Here is a 17,843-nt window from a genome sequence, read left to right on the forward strand (position 1 = left end):
GTTAACCCTAAGCCAATCAGTACAATGGCCTCGTACTCATTGGGGAGCCTCACGGCTGAGATTGCGCAATGCGCTAGACCCATCGAACCTGATCCAGCTAACACTGGCGTAGGGATTGAGACTTGATGTTGCCATCAACTTGCCTCAACACCCACGCCCAACTTAGGAGCGTGCTGTGAAAGTTTTTACCTCGGTTCTCACTCTGGTTTCTTTATCCTTGCTATCACTGGGTGCCCGTGCCGCGGACCCACTGACTGTGTATACCTATGACTCCTTTATCGCCGAATGGGGGGCAGGACCCAAAATTAAAGCGAAGTTTGAACAGCAATGCGATTGCCAACTTGAATTCGTGTCTCTCGACGATGGCGCCGCTTTGCTCAATCGCCTGCGCATTGAAGGGGAAACCACCAAAGCCGATATCGTGCTGGGTATGGATACCAATTTAATGAAAGAAGCCGAGCGTAGCGGCATTGTCGCTGAGCACGCGGTCAATACTGAGCGCCTGCAAGTGCCTGGCGGTTGGGATAACAACTACTTTATCCCTTACGATTACGGCTACTTTGCCTTTGTGTATGACACCACGCGTTTACTCGATCCGCCTAAAAGCCTCAAAGCCTTGATTGAGGAGCGTGACGACATCAGTGTGATTTACCAAGATCCGCGCGTATCAACGGTCGGCCAAGGGCTAATGCTTTGGATCCAAAAAGTATACGGCGATAATAATCAACAAGCATGGCGCGAACTGGCTGACAACACCATCACTGTGACCAAAGGCTGGACCGAAGCGTACAACATGTTCCTGAACAAAGAAGCCGACATGGTGCTCTCTTATACCACCTCGCCAGCCTATCACCTGGTTGCCGATGATGACGATCGCTTTGCCGCCGCCATGTTTGAAGAAGGCCACTACATGCAAATCGAAGTGGCCGCTAAATCAGCCTATACCGATCAACCGGAACGTGCAGACGCGTTTTTACAATTTATGCTCAGTGATGCGGCACAGTCTGTGATCCCAACCACTCAGTGGATGTATCCGGTCACCGATGTCAACCTGCCTGATGCCTTTTACACCTTGGACAAACCGCAAGAGAGCTTGCTGTATCAGCCTGATGAAGTGATGGGCAATCGCCAGCAATGGGTGCGTGACTGGCAAACCGCGCTGGTTGAATAGCCTCCATGCTCAATCCCTCTCGAACCTGGCCGGGCAGTATTGCGGCCAGCTTAGTCGTGGTTTTGATTGGCAGCGCACTCTGGGCGCTGTTCTCTCACAGCCACGACCTAGCGCTTACCGCGTTGTGGCAAGATACCTACCTGCGCCATGTCACCTACTTTAGCTTTAAGCAGGCGACCTTATCTGTGGTGCTCAGCGTTGGGCTTGCGATACCCGTCGCCCATGCACTGTCTCGCCGACAGTTTCCAGCCAAAGCGTGGCTACTTAAGCTGTTCGCCATGACCTTGGTGCTACCGGTGTTGGTGGGGGTATTTGGCTTGGTTGCCATCTATGGCCGCAGCGGCTGGATAGCGCAAGCCTTCGCGCAATTCGATGCGGCTATGCCGTTTTCTATTTATGGTTTAAGTGGCATTTTGCTCGCTCATGTGTTTTTTAATCTGCCTTTTTCTGCCCAACTCATGGTGCAAGCTTTAGAAGGGATCCCCGCTGATCAGCGTCGTCTTGCTACCCAGCTAGGGCTGAAAGGCTGGCAGCGCTTTAAGCACCTAGAATGGCCGTATTTACGCCAAAGCTTGCCTCACATCATCGGGCTGGTGTTTATGTTGTGCTTTACCAGCTTCGCGACTGTCATGGCACTGGGTGGCGGGCCCAAAGCCACCACCATCGAGCTGGCCATTTACCAAGCCATTCATTTTGATTTCGATTTGCAAACGGGCGCTGTCCTCGCGCTGTGGCAAATGCTGTTGTGTGGCGCCATCGCATTTACCGTGCAAACGTTAACGCGCCCGCTGCCGAGTACGCCCAGCGAAGTGCTGCCGCTGCCTGCGTCTTTGGATAGCCGCGCGGCCAAGTGTTGGGATGGCCTTTGGATTGGCCTCGTTTTGCTACTGGTGTTACCGCCACTGGGTGTGGTGATTGCAAGGGGGCTAAACCCCAGCGCATTAGCTGTGCTCGGCGATAGCGCACTGTGGCAGGCAACATTGCACTCGCTCGCCATTGCCTTTGGGGCAACCAGCTTTGCCTTCGTGCTCGCAGCCGCGGTGATCCTCGCTAGCCGCCACTGGCGCTTACACGGCCGCAAAAAACAGGCGGACGGCATAGAAACCCTCGGGGCGATTATTTTGGTGGTGCCGAGCATTGTCCTCAGTACCGGGCTTTTTTTGCTGTTTCGCCAGTTTAGCGACGTATTCAGCTTGGCGCTGTGGCTGGTAATGGCCGTGAATGCCCTGATGGCGCTGCCTTATCTCATAAAAGTATTAAGTGCTCCCGCGTTTCAAGTTGCCCAGTCTTACCATAATCTGTGCGCCACCTTAGGCGTAAGAGGCATCACGCGTCTACGTCTGATTGAGTGGGACTGTTTGCGTGCACCTATTGCGCGCGGTGTCGCGGTGAGTTTTGTGTTATCGATGGGTGATCTCAGTGCGATAGCTCTGTTTGGCAGCCAAAACTTTCAAACTCTGCCCTTGTATTTATTCCGCTTAATGGGCAGTTACCAAATGGAAGCCGGCGCTGCCGCGGCGATGCTATTGCTGCTCACAAGTTTAGGGTGTTATGCCCTGCTTACACGTCTTATCCAATGGAGACAAGCATGCTGACACTTTCTAATGTCCACTATCGTTACCAGCAAGATTGGATGACCTTTGATGCCAAAATAGCGCCGGGGGAGATTGTTGCTGTGCTCGGCCCCAGCGGAGTGGGCAAGAGCACCTTGTTATCCTTGATTGCCGGATTGATTGCCCCAGACAGTGGCGAGATTGCTATTAATGGCAAGCCAGTAACAACAACCCCCGCGCATCAACGGCCCCTGTCTATCTTGTTTCAAGAGCACAATGTCTTTACCCATTTGTCAGTATTCGACAATATGGCGATAGGTTTATCGCCATCACTGAAGCTTACCGCCTCCCAACGTGACAGCATTCACCGTGCAGCCCACGCTGTCGGTTTAACTGACTATCTGTCACGGCTGCCTGGTCAACTGTCGGGCGGCCAACGCCAACGCATCGCGCTGGGTAGAAGCATCGCACGTAACCAGCCTTTATTACTGCTCGATGAGCCCTTTTCAGCGCTCGACCCTGCGCTAAAAAAGGACATGCTGGCACTGGTCAAACGTACCGCTCAAGAGCAAGGCACAACGGTGGTAATGGTGACTCATCATCCCGAAGATGCTCAAGCCATTGCCTCTGAATTTCTTTATTTGGATAACGGACAAGTCCGTCTGCATTGTCCTGTCGAAGCGCTCAAGACCCCACCCACGATAATGCAAGGTTATATGGGCAAGATGGATGATGAGTAATGGGTGGCACCACTTTGATTGCCTTCTATACTAAGGAAAACACGGAAGATTCCAAGGAGGCGCCTTGTGGCCGCCAGCAGCATTCAAATCCTCGACTCCATTGTCGATTTCACCGCTAAAACGGAAGTCGACGCGATCACCAAAAGCTTGCTGACCTCAATTACCGAGCTTACCCCAGTTAGCGAAGTGGTACTGCTTGATTACTGCGGTGATATGCAGCCTGCCTTTACTGTCCTCGGCACCAATGACAACAGTGCGTTTCAGCAAGAAAACATTCATCAAATTGATGCCCTGCTTGATGAGTGCCTGGCGACACAAGCGGTCACCCACCACCATACGGATGATCATGTATTGGTTGCCGTTCCCATTTATTACGAGAAGGAAGATGGGGTCAGTGGTATTTTATGCGGTCGCGCTAAAAGCCTGAGCAAAGACCAACGCGCATTAGTCGCCGGGCTAACGCGTATTTACGAGAACTATCAGCAGATTATCATGGCCAGCGAGCGTGATAGTTTCACCAGCTTATTTAATCGTAAAGTCCTCTCTAAAAAGCTGGATCTTATTTGTGATCGCTTAGCGCAAAGCGAGGTGACGCCAGACAGTGACACCGACAGCTCGCTCTCACCTTGGGTGTGTATTTTCGATGTTGATCACTTTAAGCAAATCAATGATAACTTTGGCCATGTTTTTGGTGACGAAGTCATCTTGTTACTGGCCTCGCTGATGCGTCAGACTTTTTCCTCACAAGATACTTTGTTCCGGTATGGTGGCGATGAATTTGTGGTGCTGTTTCAGCCATGTACCCGCGCCATGGCGGAGCAAAAAGCCAATACCTTTATTGCTAATGTCAACGCTCGTGATTTTGGTGCCGCTCAGACCGTGACGATTTCCATGGGGGCAACGCGGATTGAGCGTGGGCAACTGAGTACCAGCACCATCTTAGGCAATGCCGATCAGGCGCTTTATCACGCTAAACAAAACGGCCGTAATCACGTCGCCTTTTACGACGATCTTCTGCAATCTGGGGTGATCAAAACCTTTGTCGCCGAAGACGATGTTGAGTTGTTTTAGGTTCTGGATAAAGGTGGCGGCCTGATGACCGCCACCTGATATCCACTACAAATTCTCTTCGGCAAACTCCGCCAAGCGACTGCGCACCACGCCATTGAGGTACACACACGCACTGCCTTCAAAGTTTTTAAACCGCTCAACAATATAAGTCAGCCCAGATGTCACTGGGGTCAAATACGATGAATCAATTTGTGCTAAGTTCCCCGAGCACACCAGCTTGGTACCTTCCCCACAACGGGTGATAATGGTTTTAAGCTGAGAGGCGGTCAGGTTTTGGCACTCATCCAAAATCACGAATGCGTTTTGAATCGAGCGGCCACGCATAAAGTTAATCGATTTAAACTGCAGGTTGGCTTTCTCCATGATGTACCGCATCGAGCCATCGGTGCACTCATCATGCATGTGCAACGCTTCCAGCGTGTCGGTGACGGCCCCCAGCCAAGGCAACATTTTCTCCTCTTCGGTGCCTGGCAAAAAGCCGATCGACTCGCCAATATCTGGAGTGTTGCGGGTCACAATGATTTTGTCATACATCCCTTTCTCCACCACCTGCTCCAGGGCAGCGGCCATCGCCAGAATGGTTTTACCACAGCCCGCGGGACCGGTGAGGATCGCCAAGTCAATACTCGGATCCAGCAACGCATCCATTGCCATGCCTTGGTAGATATTTTTCGGTTTCACATCCCACGCGGTACGATGCATCAGCCGCTCTCTGCTCAGATCTTTAATCACCGCTTTATCGCCATCAATGGCCTGCACTCGCGCGGCAAAATCATCGCTTTCATCCAACAGGTATTGATTAACAAACGGCGTGTCGAGAAGCTCTGACGGCAACGTATGTAGGGTCTCTGTGCCATAAGCTTGACTATTGCACTCCCCCACTTTGTCCCAAAAGCTACCTGCAAATTGGTGGAAACCCTTGGTCAACAATCGCACATCATCAATCAGCTGGTCGGTGCGATAATCCTCCACATGCATCACTCCCGCCCCTTTGGCGCGCAGGCGCATATTGATGTCTTTGGTCACCAATACCACTTTGCGGGGTGAGCGCTTGGTTTGCAGGTACAACACCGCATTTAATATCCGGTTATCACCCGCTTTATCGGCAAAGGCATGGACGGTTTCTTTGATCTCAAAGTCCGCGAGGATCGATACCGTCCCTGTCGCATCGCCCTTGCCAACGGCAATACCCTCGCCAATTTCATCAGGAGTGGCTTCTTTAAAAATATCTTCCAAAGCACGGATCGCCACACGCGCATCGCGTGAGACATCGCGTTTGCTGTCTTTGATGCGGTCAAGTTCTTCGAGGACAGTCATGGGGATCACGACATCGTGTTCTTGGAAAGAGTAAATCGAGAAAGGCTCGTGGAGGAGAATGTTGGTATCTAATACAAACAGCTTCCGGTCGGCGTCGCCCATAGGCACCTCCTGTGTCGGCAGTTCACTGTCGGTGACAGCGCTTAAAATAAGCGTAGACCTGGCCGTTGGGATGCGCCCAACTTGTTTTACTGCGCCAGCTCACGCTTTTATCTTTGCCGCCCATTGATGACGTTTGTATGTCAGCGTGACCTTTGATGAGATTCGTTGAGTTTCATCGTGACCCTCCTCACAAGTTCGAGTACTATTGGCGGCCAATTTTTTCAGTGCCACACTGAATAGCAGAGTATTTAAACGACGCTGTATTGAATGGCGTCGCGTCTTTCGACAATCGAGTTAATTCAGAGGTTTTCCCCTATGTCATTTGCGCTTGGACAACGTTGGATCAGTGATACGGAACATGATCTTGGACTCGGCACCGTGGTGTCCGTTGATGGCCGTACCGTGACCCTAATGTTTCCTGCTAGTGATGAAACACGGCTCTACGCTAGCCATGATGCGCCCGTGACTCGGGTGATGTTCAACCCTGGCGACGAGGTAGAAAGTCACGAAGGCTGGACCATGACCGTCTCACGCGTTGAGGAAAACGACGGTGTCTTGACCTATTACGGCAAGCGTTCTGACACAGGGGAAGATGAGATCGCACTGCGTGAGATCTTACTCAGCCACCAAATTCGCTTTAACAAGCCGCAAGACAAACTGTTTGCTGGCCAGCTCGATCGTATGGACCGTTTTGCCCTGCGTTATCGCGCGCTGACCAATCAGCACCAGCAACTGCGCAGCCCATTACGCGGTTTAACCGGCATGCGTGCCGGCTTGATCCCCCATCAGCTTTACATTGCCCATGAAGTCGGTCGCCGCCATGCACCGCGCGTGCTGCTCGCCGATGAGGTGGGGCTGGGGAAAACCATTGAGGCAGGGATGATCATCCACCAGCAAGTGCTCGCTGGCCGTGCGGAGCGTGTGCTGATTGTGGTGCCCGAAACCTTGCAGCATCAGTGGCTAGTGGAGATGATGCGCCGCTTTAATCTGCATTTCTCGATTTTCGATGAAGAGCGCTGTGTGGAGGCTTTCGCCGATTCCCCCAACCCGTTTGATACCCAACAGTTGGTGTTGTGCTCACTCGAGTTTCTGCGCAAAAACCGCCGCCGGGTCGAACAAGTATGCGATACCCACTGGGATCTATTGGTGGTCGACGAAGCCCACCACCTGACGTGGGCGCCGGATGCGCCAAGCCGCGAATATCAAATTATTGAGAGCATCGCTGAGCACACCCCTGGGGTATTGCTGCTCACCGCGACACCTGAGCAATTGGGCCAGCAAAGCCATTTTGCCCGCTTGCGTCTGCTCGACCCTGATCGCTTCTATGATTACGATGCCTTTGTTGAAGAAGCACAACAATACGCGCCCGTGGCTGAGGCGGTGGAAGCGTTGCTGAGCGATACGCCACTGACCGACGCGGCACAAGCTGGGATACGTCAGCTACTCCAACATGAAGACCTGTCAGCGCGCTTAGCCCAAGTGCACAGTGACGACGCAGAAGAAAAAGCTCAAGCACGCCAACAACTGATTGATGATCTGATGGACCGCCACGGCACTGGACGCGTATTGTTCCGCAATACCCGAGCAGCCATTAGCGGCTTCCCCAGCCGCCACCTGCATATGCACCCGCTCGCTCTGCCGAGCCAATACCAAACCGCCATGCGGGTCGCTGGCATGATGGGCAGCACCGGCTCAAGCGAACAAAAGGCCGTGCAAAACCTATACCCAGAAGATATCTATCAACAGTTTGAAGGGGACAGCGCGAGCTGGTGGGGCTTTGATCCACGTATTGATTGGCTACTGGATTACTTAAAAGCCCACCGCAGCGAGAAGGTGCTAATTATTTGCTCGCGTGCACAAACCGCTCTGACCCTGGAGCAAGCGCTGCGTGAGCGCGAAGGCATTCGCGGGACTGTATTCCATGAAGGGATGTCGATTGTTGAACGTGACAAAGCCGCTGCTTACTTTGCCCAAGAAGAAGGGGGCGCGCAGGTCTTGATCTGCTCGGAAATTGGCTCTGAGGGGCGCAACTTCCAGTTCGCCCATCAGCTAGTGATGTTCGATTTACCGATGAACCCCGACTTACTTGAGCAGCGTATCGGCCGTCTTGACCGTATTGGCCAGACACAAGATATCGCCATTCATGTCCCGTATCTTGAAGGCACCGCTCAGACGATTTTGGCGCGCTGGTATCACGAAGGTCTCGATGCATTTGAAGATACCTGCCCAACTGGCCGTGCGGTGTTTGAACAATATGGCGAGACCTTATTAGCGTTGCTCGCGGCCAACCAACAGGATGATACGCTGTCGACGCTGATCAGTGACAGTGCGGAGATGAATCGGCGCTTAAAAGCAGAAATGGAAGAAGGCCGAGATAAGCTACTCGAAATGCATTCCCATGGTGGAGAAGCCGCTAACCAACTGGCACGCACCATTGCCGAGCAGGATGGCGACACTAACTTGGTCACCTTTACCTTGGGGCTGTTTGATACCATCGGTGTCAATCAAGATGACAAAGGCGAGAATGCCTTAGTGGTCAAACCGTCTGAACACATGATGGTACCCAGCTACCCAGGACTGCCTTCCGATGGCTGCACCATTACCTTTGACCGCGATACCGCATTGAGTCGCGAAGATGTTCAGTTTGTGTCTTGGGAGCATCCGATTGTTCGAGGCGGCGTTGATTTGCTGCTGAGCGAAAACATCGGCACCACCGCGGTATCACTGCTTAAAAACAAGTCACTGCCGGTCGGCACCCTGTTTGTCGAGCTTATCTACACCATTGACGCCCAGGCTCCGAAATCGAGCGGTATCCACCGCTTTTTACCGCAAACACCTGTGCGATTACTGCTTGATGCCAACGGCAATGATCTGTCCGACAATGTCGAGTTTGAAAGCTTTCATCGCCAGCTAAGTCCGGTAAACCGCCACCTTGGCAGTAAAATGGTTAACTCGGTACAAAGCCAGATCCACAATCTGATTGAAAAAAGCGAGCCACTGGCAGAAAAAGCCTTGGCAGACATTCAAGCCCGTGCCCACCAAGAGATGGAAGCGGAGCTCCAACAAGCCCTAGCGCGTTTAGAGGCACTGAAAACGGTCAATCCGAATATTCGTGATGATGAGCTAGACGCATTACGCGAGCAGATCAGCACCTTGTCGCACCATATTCAACACGCACAAATTGAACTCGACGCGCTGCGCCTTGTTGTGGTTAGCCACCAATAAACCAACGTGAGACGGGGCCTGATGGCCCCGATAAACCCTATGGCAATGACTGAATACCATCCACCGACAGACCCTTGGTTAGACATCCTCTATCAAGATGCGGATCTGGTGGTGATCAATAAACCGAGTGGCTTACTGGCCAACCCTGGTCGCAATCCCGAGCATTACGACAGCGCATGGTCGCGCGTAAAAGCTGAGCTTCCCTCCGCTGAGTTGGTTCACCGCTTAGACATGTCCACCTCAGGCGTGATGGCCTTTGCCGCCCACAAAGAAGCAGAGCGCAACCTTAAAGCGCAGTTTCGCGACCGCATCCCCACCAAGTTGTATTATGCGGAAGTGTGGGGCCAACTAGAAAGCCATGAAGGCATTATCGACTTGCCGTTGATTTGCGACTGGCCCAACCGCCCTCGCCAAAAAGTGTGTTTTGAGCATGGTAAACCCTCACAAACGCACTATCGCTGCTTGCATGCCCTTTCCCAGACCAGTTTGATGGCGTTGTACCCGCTGACTGGGCGCTCTCACCAACTTCGTGTCCACATGCAGTCTTTGGGGCATAGCATTGTCGGCGATGAGTTTTATGCGTGTCCAGACGCCCTCGCTTATGCACCACGGCTTCACCTGCATGCCGCCGAGCTCAGTCTGCTGCACCCAGCGACCGGAGACACCATGCATTTTCAGGCACCCTGTGATTTTTACCCCACGATGCCTGATAACCGCTTGGCGAGTGACTATCAGTTGGCCGCACCACTTACGACCACAGCGACGGACTCACAAGCCAGCTAGCTGAAACCATTGCACAATATCGCGATATCTCGCACCCTAGAGCCATGGATTAAGACACGGAGATCAACATGGCTCAGCACGACCCCGCTCACATCGTCTTTCTCGACCGTGATACCATTCCGTCACATATTGCTCTGCCCTCGCCCCGCTCTCCACATCACTGGCAGGCGTACGGTAAAACCGCCCCCAAAGATGTCGTTGCACGGTTACAAAAGGCCGATATCGTTATCACCAATAAGGTGGTGATCGATGAGACGGTGCTTGCCGCCTGTCCTAACCTCAAACTGATTGCGGTGGCCGCCACTGGGGTGAACAATGTCGACTTAGCCGCGTGCCAAGCGCGTGGAGTGCAAGTGTGTAACGTACAGGGTTACGCGACGCAGTCAGTGCCTGAGCATGTCATCGCCATGACTTTTGCCCTTAAGCGACAACTGCTCGGATACCATCAGGACGTACAAAACGGTGAATGGCAAAAACAAGGACAGTTCTGTTTTTTCACTCACCCTATTGGCAGTGTGGCCGGCAGTACATTGGGGATCATTGGAAAAGGCACATTGGGGGAGGCAGTCGCACAACTTGCGCGCGCAGTAGGAATGAAGGTGGTTTTTGCCGAGCACCGTGGCGCACAAGCATGCCGTCCTGGCTATCTGCCTTTTGAACACGTGCTACGCCAAGCCGATGTGCTCTCCTTACATTGCCCACTCACCGATGACACCCGTCACCTTATCGACCAAGACACGCTGGCGTTGATGCCGGAGCATGCCATATTGATCAACACCGGACGTGGTGGCTTAGTCAACGAGAAAGCGCTGCTACAAGCACTGGAAACCGGACAAATTGGTGGTGCCGGGATCGATGTGCTGAGTGAGGAGCCAGCACCGAATACTCACCCACTGATCACCGCATCACTGCCTAATCTATTGGTAACGCCCCATGTCGCATGGGGCGCAGATGAAGCGGTCAACCGTCTCGCCAAGCAACTGATGGATAACATTGATGGCTTTTTGAGCGGCTCTCCGCAACACACACTGATTGACTAGCGCACAAGCCCGCTACATATCGCGGGCTTTTTTCACCACGTCGTAGGCTTTTTGAATCTCTTGCGCCTTTTCTTTGGCAAGCTCCATCATTTCTGGCGGTAAGCCTTTTGCCATCAATTTGTCGGGATGGTGCTCATTCATCAGCTTGCGATACGCTTTTTTCACCTCTTGAGAGGATGCATTGGCATCGACCCCCAGCACATCATAGGCGTCATCAATCTCGCTTTGTCGTGGTGGCGCCCCCGGGCCATCGGTTTGATGCTGCCAGCCGCCTTGATAGCCTTGGCTAAAGCGAAACGAGGCTTCTTGCATCCGCAGACGTTGCTCGAGTTGCTGGGCAGAAAAACCAAGCCCTTCGGCAATAATGTAAAGCAATTCTCGCTCTTTCGGGTGTAAGTCGCCATCAGCAAAAGCGGCTTGCACTTGCACTTCCAAAAAAAAGCTCAGCAGATCGCGGCGTCCCTGACTTAAGGTGCGAATACTACTGAGGGTTTCATCGAGCGGAAAGTCGCTGTCTTTGCCTTCCCGGAACGCCTGCTGAGCCAATTGTCTGGCTTCACCATGAATCTGCATACGATCCATGAGCAAGCTTGCCAATTGAATTTCCTGCTGCGTCACCTGCCCTTTGGCTTTGGCGATATGTCCCATCACGGCAAAAGTACCGTGGAAAAAAACACGTTGCGCTTGCGGGCCTTGGGCACCAAAACCGCCAAAACGCGCGCGCTGTTTCGCTTTATCAAACTGATGACCTAAGAAAAGGCCAAGAAGAAAACCGATTGGGCCTCCCAACAATGTGCCGAGAATTGCACCAATTACCTTGCCATTTAGTCGCATGCCATGGTCTCATTGCTAGTTTCACACCCTGAACATTTACAGGTGATGCCGGGCGTAAATTGATTTATGATAATCGCATTTTGCAGCCAAAGCATACTGATGCGTTGCCTTCGTGTACACCACGCAATCAGATAAAACAGGAATGTCTTCTTCAATGTCACCGACTGCACGCAGCTTTTTAGCCACCATGATCAGCCTGGCGCTTTATGGCCCAGCCCTTGTTTTTGCGAATGCGGAATCATCCAGCGAACCTTGTCCTGATAGCGAGGCGCGCTGTATTCCAGCGAGTGAGCAAACCCAAGATGTGAACAATGCACCTATTCGCGTGGTGGCAGACCGCGCTGAAGCGCAAACCAATGAAAAAGCCATCTACAACGGCAATGTTGAGGTGACACAAGGTCATCGTAAAATGACCGCGGATACGGCGACTTTGCGCGATCCAGAACGGATCGTCACCGCACAAGGGGACGTGGTGTTTAATGACGGCCAGATGATGGTCACGTCCGACTATCTGCAAGCCAACTTGGAAAATGAAGACACCACACTCAATAATGCGCAGTACAAGATGCTGTGTACCCCTGGACGTGGTGAAGCCAAGCGAGTGTTTAAAAACGGTACCACTTTTTATGAGCTGGAAGATGGTACCTACACCACCTGTCCGGACGAAGATAAAAGCTGGCGGTTTTCTGCCTCTAAGATCGAAAAAGAAGATAGCAGCCTATTTGCCGACCTTTATCACCCTCGGTTTGAGGTGATGAATGTGCCGATTTTCTACCTGCCTTACCTGCGTGTGCCGGTTGAAGACGGCCGGCTAACGGGCTTTTTATACCCCTCGATCTCTTGGAGCGACCGTGATGGTATCGAGATGGAAACGCCATTTTATTGGAATATCCATCCGCAACTTGACGCCACGATCACGCCCAAATACATGTCGGAACGGGGCGTGCAGCTCAATACCGATGTTCGTTATCTTACCCCACTCGGCTCAGGCTCGCTCTACTCAGAATATCTACCTGATGATCAGCGTAACCCAGAACTTGACGCACGCTGGGGATTTAACTGGACACACAGCGGTGTACAGGGCCATTGGCGCTATGAGGCCGATTACAGCAAAGTCAGTGATATCAGTTATTTCCAAAACATTGACTCGGACGTCGGTAAACGAGAAGACAATACCTTGCTGCAAACCGGTGAAATCAGCTACCGAGGCTTAGACTGGAACAGCACTGTGCGCGTGCGGGATTTCCAACCACTCACCGAAAACACCAGTGTGTATCGCTTGATGCCGCAAGTGGACTTTAACTACTATGCGCCGCAAGTATTGCCATGGTTAGATGTAAGCGTCCCTGCACAGTTTAGTGTGTTTGCCAACGACGATCCCAATAAACCCGAAGCGACGCGCACGCACCTCGCTCCGACCTTGACCATGCCCTTCACGCGTCCTTGGTTTAATGCCACCGCGGAAGCCAGCATGCTCTACACCCACTACGATCAACGTTTTGACAATGCCATGCCAGATGCCGAGTCCACGGCGACCTTGAGTAAATCGGTGGAGCGTAAAATCCCAACCGTGCGCTTGCATTCCGGCTTGGTACTAGAACGTAACTTCTGGGCGATGGGGGGGCACTTTAGCCAAACCATCGAGCCACAAGTGCAATATTTGTACATTAAAGATGTAGAGCAAGGGGATATTTACAACCCAGTCAACTTCAGTGGTGGTGGCTACGATACCGCGCGCTTACAAACCGACTACTATGGGTTATTCCGCAGCAATCAATTTAGCAGCATTGATTACATTAACCCAGCTAACCAGCTGACCTACGGGGCGACCACCCGTTTTTACGACGGCGGCTATAAAGAGCGACTCAACCTGTCGTTCGGGCAAATTTATTACTTTGATCAACCATCAAACCAAGATGCAGAAACCTTTGATTATTCGTCTTGGGCGCTCGAAGGGGAAGCCAATATTGATGACTACCTGTTTTTACGGGCATCCATGCAATATGACAGTAACCTCAGTGAAATGCAGTTTGGTAACGCCATTGCCGAGTATCGCCACCAACAATTCTACGCGCAAACCAGTTATCGCTATGTGGCACAAGAATACATTGAGTCTACATTGCCTAACCGCGATATCAGCGCACTCACCGATGACGGTCTATCCCAAGCCGGTGTGGTCACAGGCTTCCCGCTGTGGGGAGGGCTGAGCTTTAAAGGCCAATACTGGCGCGATCTGACCCAAGATGTGATGCTGGAAAACCAGTTTAGCCTGACCTATCGCTCAGACTGTTGGGTGGTTGGCTTAAGCTACAACGAGTACTTACTCTCGCGCTCTGATATTAGTACAGACCCAGAATACGACAACAACGTCACCCTCTCGTTTAGCCTCCTGGGGCTAGGGGCTGACAGCGGCTTTAACTTCAGCACAGACTCAGGTAATGCGTTGGGTTATCGTAATCCTTTTGCTCTGAAGAACTAACCCGCCATATTGTGGTCTGGACTGTTGAACCTATGAAAAGAAGTGGAAAAAGCATGAACAAATGGAGTCACGCCCTCATCACTGGCGTTTTAGTGTTGCTGACCCCCTTAACGCAAGCGGCGCCGAAAGCACTCGATCGCGTGATTGCGGTCGTCAATGACGGCGTGGTGTTACAAAGTGATATGACGGCGATGCGTCGTACCGTTACCCTTAATGCCGCCAACAGCGATCGAGAACTACCGCCACAAGATGTGCTTGAAGAGCAGATGCGTGAGCGGCTGATTATCGAGGAGCTTCAGCTGCAAGAGGCCAAACGCTTAGGGATCCAGATAGACGACAGCCAATTGCAACAAGCAATTGAAAACATTGCTAAGGAGCAATCAGTCAGTGTGCAAGCCCTGCGAGAAAAAATGGCTGAGCAAGGTGTCGCGTGGGCGCAATACCGTGAACAAGTGCGTCGTGAACTCACCATTTCTGAGGCACGCAATGCACAAGTACGTCGCCGTATTAGCATTTTACCGCAAGAAGTCGAGACGCTGGCCAACCAGTTGAATGAGCAAAAAATGCAAAAAGTGAAATACAAGCTTTCACATATTCAACTCAAATTAGACGACGATGCCAGCAAAGCTGAGCGTGAAAGCGTGAAACAGCAAGCACACCGTTTAGTCGATACCCTGCGTCACGACGGCAATATCGCCGAGCTGGCGATGGAGTATTCCAAAGGCCCCAAAGCCCTTGATGGCGGCGATTGGGGTTGGTTGCGACTAGAGGAAATGCCCACCATTTTCGCCGACCAAATCACCAACCAAGGTAAAGGGGCGATCATTGGGCCGTTTAGAAGCGGCGTTGGCTTCCACATTCTCAAAATTGACGATGTGCAAGGGCTAGAAACTGTCGCCGTCACCGAAGTGAAAGCACGTCACATCCTGATTAAGCCATCGATCGTGTTGAGTGATAAAGGCGCCGAGCAAGAGCTCAACCAACTGACGAATCAAATCCGACGTGGTGAGCAAAGTTTTGCTGATCTTGCCAAGCAGTACAGCGACGATCCAGGCTCAGCGGTCAATGGCGGCGACCTAGGTTGGTCAACCACCGATGCCTATGTACCCGCCTTCAAAGCCAAAGTCGATGCCCTGCCAGAAGGGCAAGTCAGCGAACCGTTTAAAACCGTACATGGCTGGCATATCGTCGAAGTCACTGATCGCCGTGAAGTGGATAAAACCGATGCGGCAGTGAAAAATCGCGCTTACCGCATGCTATTCAATAGAAAATTCAACGAAGAAGCACAGGCCTGGCTACAAGAGCTACGCGCAGGGGCTTACGTCGAGGTGATCACCGATGACAGCTGAGCGTATCGCGATTACGCCCGGAGAGCCTGCGGGCATCGGGCCTGATCTTGTCTTGGCCATGGCGCTTCACGCCTGGCCTCATCAGCTTGTCGCTGTCGCGAACAAGCAAATGCTGGCTGAGCGCGCCAAGCAGTTAGGGCTGGCCATCAGCTTACGCGACTACGATCCCAGCACTAAACCGCAAGCACACAAGGCGGGCGAGCTCATTGTCGCAGAGACGCCGATTGGCGCCCCAGTGACCCCAGGCCAACTAGATGAAGCCAACGGCCGCTATGTACTTGATACCCTTACCCGCGCCGCGGAAGGAAACATGAGCGGTGAGTTTGCCGCGATTGTCACCGGCCCTGTTCATAAAGGCATCATCAACCGTGCTGGGGTATCTTTTAGCGGCCATACTGAGTTTTTTGCCCAGCACGCCAATGTCAATCAAGTGGTAATGATGCTAGCCACTGAAGGGTTACGCGTCGCCTTGGTCACCACCCACATTCCATTAGCCTATGTCTCCAAGGCCATCACCCGTGAGCGCTTGCACGATGTGATCGGCATTTTGCATCAAGACTTACGCGAAAAGTTTGCGATTGCACACCCTCGTATTTATGTCTGCGGCCTGAATCCGCATGCTGGTGAAGGGGGCTGTTTAGGAACAGAAGAAATCGACACCATTGAGCCGGCGCTGGATGATCTACGCCAACAAGGGATGGATTTAGTCGGTCCCCTGCCCGCTGATACGCTTTTCCAAGAAAAGTATCTGCAAGATGCCGATGCTGTACTGGCGATGTATCACGACCAGGGCCTACCTGTGTTAAAATTCAAAGGATTTGGGCGCTCAGTAAATATTACCTTGGGCTTGCCTTTTGTCAGAACATCAGTAGATCATGGTACCGCACTGGATTTAGCGGGTACCGGTACGGCGGATACAGGAAGCCTGCGGACGGCCATCTCCCACGCCATTGAATTAGTAGATAGCAAGCATGAGCGATAAAGTCCATCAAGGCCACCGTGCCAGAAAACGTTTCGGGCAAAACTTCCTTAATGACCCTTATGTCATTGACGGTATTGTGTCAGCCATTAATCCCCAATCCGGCGAGAACTTGGTCGAGATTGGTCCAGGCCTCGGCGCGCTCACTGAGCCGGTCACCGAGCAAGTCGATCACTTAAGCGTGGTTGAGCTTGACCGAGACCTTGCCGCGCGTTTGCGCAGTCACCCGTTCATGGGCCGTAAACTCACGGTGCATGAAGCCGATGCAATGGCATTTGATTTTGCCGAGCTTGCCAAGCAAGGCCCACTGCGGATTTTTGGCAACCTGCCATACAACGTCTCTACGCCGCTAATGTTCCATTTGTTTTCTTTTGCCGAGCAGGTGCAAGATATGCACTTTATGTTGCAAAAAGAAGTAGTGAATCGTCTAGCAGCCGGCCCTGGTACCAAAGCGTACGGACGTCTTACCGTCATGGCACAATACTACTGCCAAGTGATCCCGGTATTGGAAGTGCCACCGAGTGCCTTTAAACCCGCACCGAAAGTGGACTCCGCGGTTGTGCGCTTAGTGCCACACAAAACCTTGCCACATCCGGTCACTAATTTGTCATGGTTAGAGCGTGTGTGTCGTGAAGGCTTTAATCAACGCCGTAAAACCATACGTAACTGTTTTAAGTCATTGGTTAGTGTCGATACATTGACTGAGCTTGGTATCGACCCCAGCTTACGTCCTGAGCACATGACCTTGGCGCAGTTCTCCAGCTTGGCCAACTGGTTGGATGCCAATCACTCATCATAAACAGGAGCCTTGATTTGCAAGCCACTGAACAATCGCAATTCGAGATTCACGTCGCGACACAATATGTGGAAGACCAATCTGAGCCTGACAATGAACGCTTTGTCTTCTCATACACGGTCACCATTGAAAACCGCGGTGACACCCCCGCACAGCTGATGCGAAGAAAATGGTTAATCACGGATGCCAACGGCAAAGAGCTAGAAATCGAAGGCGAGGGTGTGGTCGGCGAACAACCTAAGATTGCCGCCGGGGAAAAATATACCTATACCAGTGGCACCATCATTGAGACGCCTGTGGGTGTGATGCAAGGCTTTTATACCATGCAAGATCAAGACGATCAGTCGTTTAAGGTCGATATTGCACCGTTTCGTCTCGCGCTGCCAAACATTCTCCACTAATCC

General features: G+C 52.2%; 14 protein-coding genes and 1 riboswitch. Of the genes, 12 read left to right on the forward strand and 2 right to left on the reverse strand.

Features of this window, described 5'->3' with window-relative positions; translation table 11 throughout:
• Window positions 1-30 precede the first annotated feature (30 nt).
• Window positions 31-132, forward strand: a riboswitch (TPP riboswitch).
• A 43-nt stretch (window positions 133-175) separates the two neighbouring features.
• From thiB to N8M53_RS11215, 4 genes are all read left to right on the forward strand, one after another.
• Window positions 176-1,171 (forward strand): thiamine ABC transporter substrate binding subunit, encoded by a 996-nt coding sequence (thiB, locus tag N8M53_RS11200; protein WP_269578836.1) that lies wholly within the window; start codon window positions 176-178, stop codon window positions 1,169-1,171.
• A 5-nt stretch (window positions 1,172-1,176) separates the two neighbouring features.
• Window positions 1,177-2,766 carry a thiamine/thiamine pyrophosphate ABC transporter permease gene (gene thiP / locus N8M53_RS11205; RefSeq protein ID WP_269578837.1) on the forward strand — a complete coding sequence of 530 codons (1,590 nt, stop codon included), beginning with the start codon at window positions 1,177-1,179 and terminating at the stop codon, window positions 2,764-2,766.
• On the forward strand, window positions 2,760-3,464 hold the full coding sequence (gene thiQ, locus N8M53_RS11210; RefSeq protein WP_269578838.1) for a thiamine ABC transporter ATP-binding protein: 705 nt from the start codon (window positions 2,760-2,762) through the stop codon (window positions 3,462-3,464). Before thiP ends, thiQ begins: the two co-directional genes overlap by 7 nt.
• Before the next feature lie 66 nt (window positions 3,465-3,530).
• On the forward strand, window positions 3,531-4,535 hold the full coding sequence (locus tag N8M53_RS11215; RefSeq protein WP_269578839.1) for a GGDEF domain-containing protein: 1,005 nt from the start codon (window positions 3,531-3,533) through the stop codon (window positions 4,533-4,535).
• Between the two features lie 45 nt (window positions 4,536-4,580).
• Here N8M53_RS11215 and N8M53_RS11220 read toward each other — a convergent pair whose 3' ends face one another.
• The gene (locus tag N8M53_RS11220) at window positions 4,581-5,954 is read right to left on the reverse strand and encodes a PhoH family protein (RefSeq protein ID WP_269578840.1); all 1,374 of its coding nucleotides are present in this window, start codon (window positions 5,952-5,954) and stop codon (window positions 4,581-4,583) included.
• Between the two features lie 315 nt (window positions 5,955-6,269).
• Here N8M53_RS11220 and rapA point away from each other — a divergent pair, with 315 nt between their 5' ends.
• The 3 genes from rapA (at window position 6,270) to N8M53_RS11235 (ending at window position 11,002) form a co-directional block, all read left to right on the forward strand.
• The gene (gene rapA, locus N8M53_RS11225; protein ID WP_269578841.1) at window positions 6,270-9,179 is read left to right on the forward strand and encodes an RNA polymerase-associated protein RapA; all 2,910 of its coding nucleotides are present in this window, start codon (window positions 6,270-6,272) and stop codon (window positions 9,177-9,179) included.
• Window positions 9,180-9,218: 39 nt separating this feature from the next.
• A complete protein-coding gene (gene rluA / locus N8M53_RS11230; RefSeq protein ID WP_269580037.1) occupies window positions 9,219-9,962 on the forward strand; it encodes a bifunctional tRNA pseudouridine(32) synthase/23S rRNA pseudouridine(746) synthase RluA in 744 nt (247 codons plus the stop codon).
• Between the two features lie 68 nt (window positions 9,963-10,030).
• The gene (locus tag N8M53_RS11235; protein WP_269578842.1) at window positions 10,031-11,002 is read left to right on the forward strand and encodes a D-2-hydroxyacid dehydrogenase; all 972 of its coding nucleotides are present in this window, start codon (window positions 10,031-10,033) and stop codon (window positions 11,000-11,002) included.
• A gap of 12 nt (window positions 11,003-11,014) precedes the next feature.
• Here N8M53_RS11235 and djlA read toward each other — a convergent pair whose 3' ends face one another.
• Window positions 11,015-11,836 (reverse strand): co-chaperone DjlA, encoded by an 822-nt coding sequence (gene djlA / locus N8M53_RS11240; RefSeq protein ID WP_269578843.1) that lies wholly within the window; start codon window positions 11,834-11,836, stop codon window positions 11,015-11,017.
• A 154-nt stretch (window positions 11,837-11,990) separates the two neighbouring features.
• Between djlA and lptD the strand changes: the two genes are divergently transcribed.
• Genes lptD through apaG form a run of 5 tightly spaced genes read left to right on the forward strand, consistent with a single transcriptional unit; the run spans window position 11,991 to window position 17,840 of the window.
• Window positions 11,991-14,315, forward strand: a complete 2,325-nt coding sequence (lptD, locus tag N8M53_RS11245) for an LPS assembly protein LptD (protein ID WP_269578844.1) — start codon at window positions 11,991-11,993, stop codon at window positions 14,313-14,315.
• 53 nt (window positions 14,316-14,368) lie between these two features.
• Complete coding sequence (gene surA / locus N8M53_RS11250) at window positions 14,369-15,664, forward strand: peptidylprolyl isomerase SurA (RefSeq protein ID WP_269578845.1); 1,296 nt, start codon at window positions 14,369-14,371, stop codon at window positions 15,662-15,664.
• Window positions 15,654-16,646, forward strand: a complete 993-nt coding sequence (pdxA, locus tag N8M53_RS11255) for a 4-hydroxythreonine-4-phosphate dehydrogenase PdxA (RefSeq protein WP_269578846.1) — start codon at window positions 15,654-15,656, stop codon at window positions 16,644-16,646. Before surA ends, pdxA begins: the two co-directional genes overlap by 11 nt.
• Window positions 16,636-17,442, forward strand: coding sequence for a 16S rRNA (adenine(1518)-N(6)/adenine(1519)-N(6))-dimethyltransferase RsmA (rsmA, locus tag N8M53_RS11260; protein ID WP_269578847.1), 807 nt, complete (start codon window positions 16,636-16,638; stop codon window positions 17,440-17,442). The genes pdxA and rsmA overlap by 11 nt, the downstream gene beginning before the upstream one ends.
• A 14-nt stretch (window positions 17,443-17,456) precedes the next feature.
• A complete protein-coding gene (apaG, locus tag N8M53_RS11265; RefSeq protein ID WP_269578848.1) occupies window positions 17,457-17,840 on the forward strand; it encodes a Co2+/Mg2+ efflux protein ApaG in 384 nt (127 codons plus the stop codon).
• Window positions 17,841-17,843 lie beyond the last annotated feature (3 nt).

It is taken from the genome of Salinivibrio kushneri (assembly GCF_027286325.1).
Taxonomy (GTDB): Bacteria; Pseudomonadota; Gammaproteobacteria; order Enterobacterales; family Vibrionaceae; genus Salinivibrio; species Salinivibrio kushneri_A.

Bases quoted from the DNA above. Each gene is read 5' to 3' on its own strand.
- rluA (WP_269580037.1), top strand. From the start codon at position 9,219: ATGGCAATGACTGAATACCATCCACCGACAGACCCTTGGTTAGACATC.
- djlA (WP_269578843.1), bottom strand. From the start codon at position 11,836: ATGCGACTAAATGGCAAGGTAATTGGTGCAATTCTCGGCACATTGTTG.
- thiP (WP_269578837.1), top strand. From the start codon at position 1,177: ATGCTCAATCCCTCTCGAACCTGGCCGGGCAGTATTGCGGCCAGCTTA.
- surA (WP_269578845.1), top strand. From the start codon at position 14,369: ATGAACAAATGGAGTCACGCCCTCATCACTGGCGTTTTAGTGTTGCTG.
- thiQ (WP_269578838.1), top strand. From the start codon at position 2,760: ATGCTGACACTTTCTAATGTCCACTATCGTTACCAGCAAGATTGGATG.
- pdxA (WP_269578846.1), top strand. From the start codon at position 15,654: ATGACAGCTGAGCGTATCGCGATTACGCCCGGAGAGCCTGCGGGCATC.
- N8M53_RS11220 (WP_269578840.1), bottom strand. From the start codon at position 5,954: ATGGGCGACGCCGACCGGAAGCTGTTTGTATTAGATACCAACATTCTC.
- lptD (WP_269578844.1), top strand. From the start codon at position 11,991: ATGTCACCGACTGCACGCAGCTTTTTAGCCACCATGATCAGCCTGGCG.
- rsmA (WP_269578847.1), top strand. From the start codon at position 16,636: ATGAGCGATAAAGTCCATCAAGGCCACCGTGCCAGAAAACGTTTCGGG.
- N8M53_RS11235 (WP_269578842.1), top strand. From the start codon at position 10,031: ATGGCTCAGCACGACCCCGCTCACATCGTCTTTCTCGACCGTGATACC.
- rapA (WP_269578841.1), top strand. From the start codon at position 6,270: ATGTCATTTGCGCTTGGACAACGTTGGATCAGTGATACGGAACATGAT.